Origin of the sequence: Streptococcus sp. GMD1S (genome assembly GCF_000296875.1) — a bacterium.
Classification (GTDB): Bacteria; Bacillota; Bacilli; order Lactobacillales; family Streptococcaceae; genus Streptococcus.
On the sequence record NZ_AJQY01000086.1, the window covers coordinates 1 to 2,707 of the forward strand.

A 2,707-nucleotide genomic window follows, 5' to 3' on the forward strand; every position below is an offset into this window, starting at 1 on the left:
TTCTTAAAAGAGGTCTGTACGAGTATCTATCGTTTGACAGAAAATGGTTTGGAAGTTGTTGATTTACAAGATTTATAAATGTTGAATATAGCAAAAATCCAGAGACGACCTCTGGATTCTTTGGGCTGTTTGAGCTAACTCAAACAGCTTGAAAGATACTCACTTAATCAGAAGAACAACTTTGTTGCACTTGACTTGACAATTAAGGAAAAAATTGTTTTTCCATCTCTGCCACTTAACTACAAATTAAATAATTTATAACTAGTATTCTTTTTTCTCCATAATCATAACGGACAATTTTACTGCAAGCCCTATGATTAATATGCTTACAACTAAAATTCCTAAGCAAATCATTGATATAGAATTCTTACTAAAAATCTCCATTAGTTCTGCAAGAAAATTTGACTTTTCTTTTAACAGTGTTGATAAAGCAAATATTAAGAAATAAGTGATTACCATAATGAGTCTACCCTTTTCAGCACCATATTTAAGAATAAATGGTAATTGAATGGCAGACATAAGTATACTAGCAGCTAATGTAATTAAAGCAATAAACACTATATTATCCAATGACATTTGATTTTTTGTCATCAACAGTACAAAAATGCAGATTGAACCAACCAAACCAAAGGCAAATGCAAAGAAAAACTTGCTCAACACATAACTGCTCTTTTTTATTGGCATCGAAAATGCAAACTGTTCGAAATTTGATTTTGTATCATAGCCAAAGGCGATTGCAGTAAGTATGAGCGGAATCATTACACATATTAACGGAACCATAAACAATTCATTTTCATAAATTCCATATACAGCCAGTGCAATACTGATAGTAACCGTTAATAATAATGTCTTTTTTAAAGTTGCTATATCTTTCAAAATTAATGATGTCATTATTGTCTCACTCCTTTCACAAAGTAAATCATAATATCCTCAATTGACGGTTTTTGTAACTTGATACCATCAGGTACAAGACTCTTTTTAACAAGTAACTCTTGCCCAAAAGAATGTATTCTTCTTCCTACAATGGCTTCTTCATCAATGTTATTTACTTCTTCATTGGATAAAGTACATATACCGTAGTTTTCTTTTAACTCATCTTTTGTTTCCATAAATAAGATTTTTCCATTGTGGATAAAAGCAATGTAATCTGCCACTTTTTCTAAGTCAGATAAAATATGGGAAGAAATAAGAATTGTATGATTTTCATCTTGCATAAAATCTAATAACAAATCCAAGATTTCCTCTCTTACAATTGGGTCAAGCCCACTTGTTGCTTCATCTAAAATCAAAAGTTCAGCATTGTGAGATAAAGCAACAGCCATTGAAAGTTTCATTTTCATACCACGAGAATAGTTTTTAATCATCTTTTTATGTGGTAAATTGAATTTTTCAACGAATCCATAAAACTGCTTTTTATCCCATTTTGAATAAACTCTATGACAAAACTTTTCAACATCGATTAATGTCATTTCTTCCGGCACTAACAAATCATCAAATACCACTCCAAGTTTATCTTTCAGTTCAACACTATTAGGATTTTCCTCATCTAAAAGTCTTATATCGCCAGAGTCTTTTCTTAAAAGCCCAAGTAACAATTTTATAGTTGTACTTTTACCAGCTCCATTCTGTCCGATATATCCAACTATTGTTCCTTTCGGAATAGTAAGATTTACCGGTCCTAGTTTAAAACTGTCAAATGTTTTTACTAAATCTTTAATTTCAATAGCATATTTACTCATATTCACCCTCCACATAACTCTTTAACATTTTTATCAATTCATCACTGGATACATCTGCAATTTCTGAAAGTTCAACTACTTCTTGAAGCTTCGATTCAATTTTCTTTAAGTATTCTTCTCGAATTAGTTCTTTATTTTGTGCTGCAACAAAATTACCTTTTCCTTGTACCGAATTTATAAACCCGTCTAACTCTAATTCATCAAAAGCTCTTTTTGCAGTTAACATACTTACTCTTATTTCTTTCGCTAAGAATCTTATCGAAGGTAGTTGTTCTCCCACTTTCAAATCTCCAGAAATGATTTGTGCTTTAATTTGATTTTTTATTTGCAGATATATTGGTTCATCACTGGAATTATTTATCTGTATATTCATCATCAACCCCCTACTGTTATTTGTGTTTTAACTGTTATTATTATAGCATAACAGTTAAAACATTGCAATATCTAAAAAGAAGCAGACAAAAATTTTTTTCCCGCTTCTTCTCATTACTATCTAAATTCTTTCAGCAACTCTCTTAGCTTTTCCAATATCTTATTTCTTCTCTTTATGAGAGCTGGATGAGATATTTTTTTCATTTCAGCCACCAAACGAATAGTTTCATCATTGAAATAAAGTCTATCAATGATTTCTCTTTCTTCATCATTTAATTTTGATAGTGCATCTCGCACTGCCTCAATCATCCTCTGTGTCTGAACGTTTTTATCTACATCAAAACCCTCATCAACTATACTATCCTCAAAATGTCCATCATTTTCAAAAGACGAGAAAAAAGCAGGTGATTTCTTCTATCCACCTGCTTCAAATATTTTTCGGCTCTATAATATTTGTAGTGGGTAAATCCCCTATGGATATTATGGAGCTTATTTTAGCTTTTCTTCAACCCACTACAGTTGACAAAGAGCCATTTTTTCTACATGTGTTTCAAGCGTTCGATTCGTTCTGAGATAGGTGGGTGGGTATAAAAGAG

Annotated in this window: 3 protein-coding genes and 1 pseudogene; all 4 read right to left on the bottom strand. The window is 31.4% G+C overall.

The genetic code is table 11. From position 1 onward, the window contains the following. Positions 1–261: 261 nt before the first annotated feature. The 4 genes and pseudogenes from GMD1S_RS07070 to GMD1S_RS07085 all read right to left on the bottom strand — a co-directional run bounded on the left by GMD1S_RS07070 (position 262) and on the right by GMD1S_RS07085 (position 2,590). Entirely contained in the window at positions 262–891 is a 630-nt protein-coding gene (locus GMD1S_RS07070) for an ABC-2 transporter permease (protein ID WP_000202415.1), read from the bottom strand. Further along, on the bottom strand, positions 891–1,739 hold the full coding sequence (locus GMD1S_RS07075) for an ABC transporter ATP-binding protein (protein WP_000049613.1): 849 nt from the start codon (positions 1,737–1,739) through the stop codon (positions 891–893). Before GMD1S_RS07075 ends, GMD1S_RS07070 begins: the two co-directional genes overlap by 1 nt. Next, positions 1,732–2,112: a GntR family transcriptional regulator gene (locus GMD1S_RS07080; RefSeq protein ID WP_001025497.1), complete on the bottom strand. Its 381-nt coding sequence runs from the start codon at positions 2,110–2,112 to the stop codon at positions 1,732–1,734. Before GMD1S_RS07080 ends, GMD1S_RS07075 begins: the two co-directional genes overlap by 8 nt. Before the next feature lie 116 nt (positions 2,113–2,228). Further along, positions 2,229–2,590: pseudogene (locus GMD1S_RS07085) on the bottom strand (RNA polymerase sigma factor). Positions 2,591–2,707 lie beyond the last annotated feature (117 nt).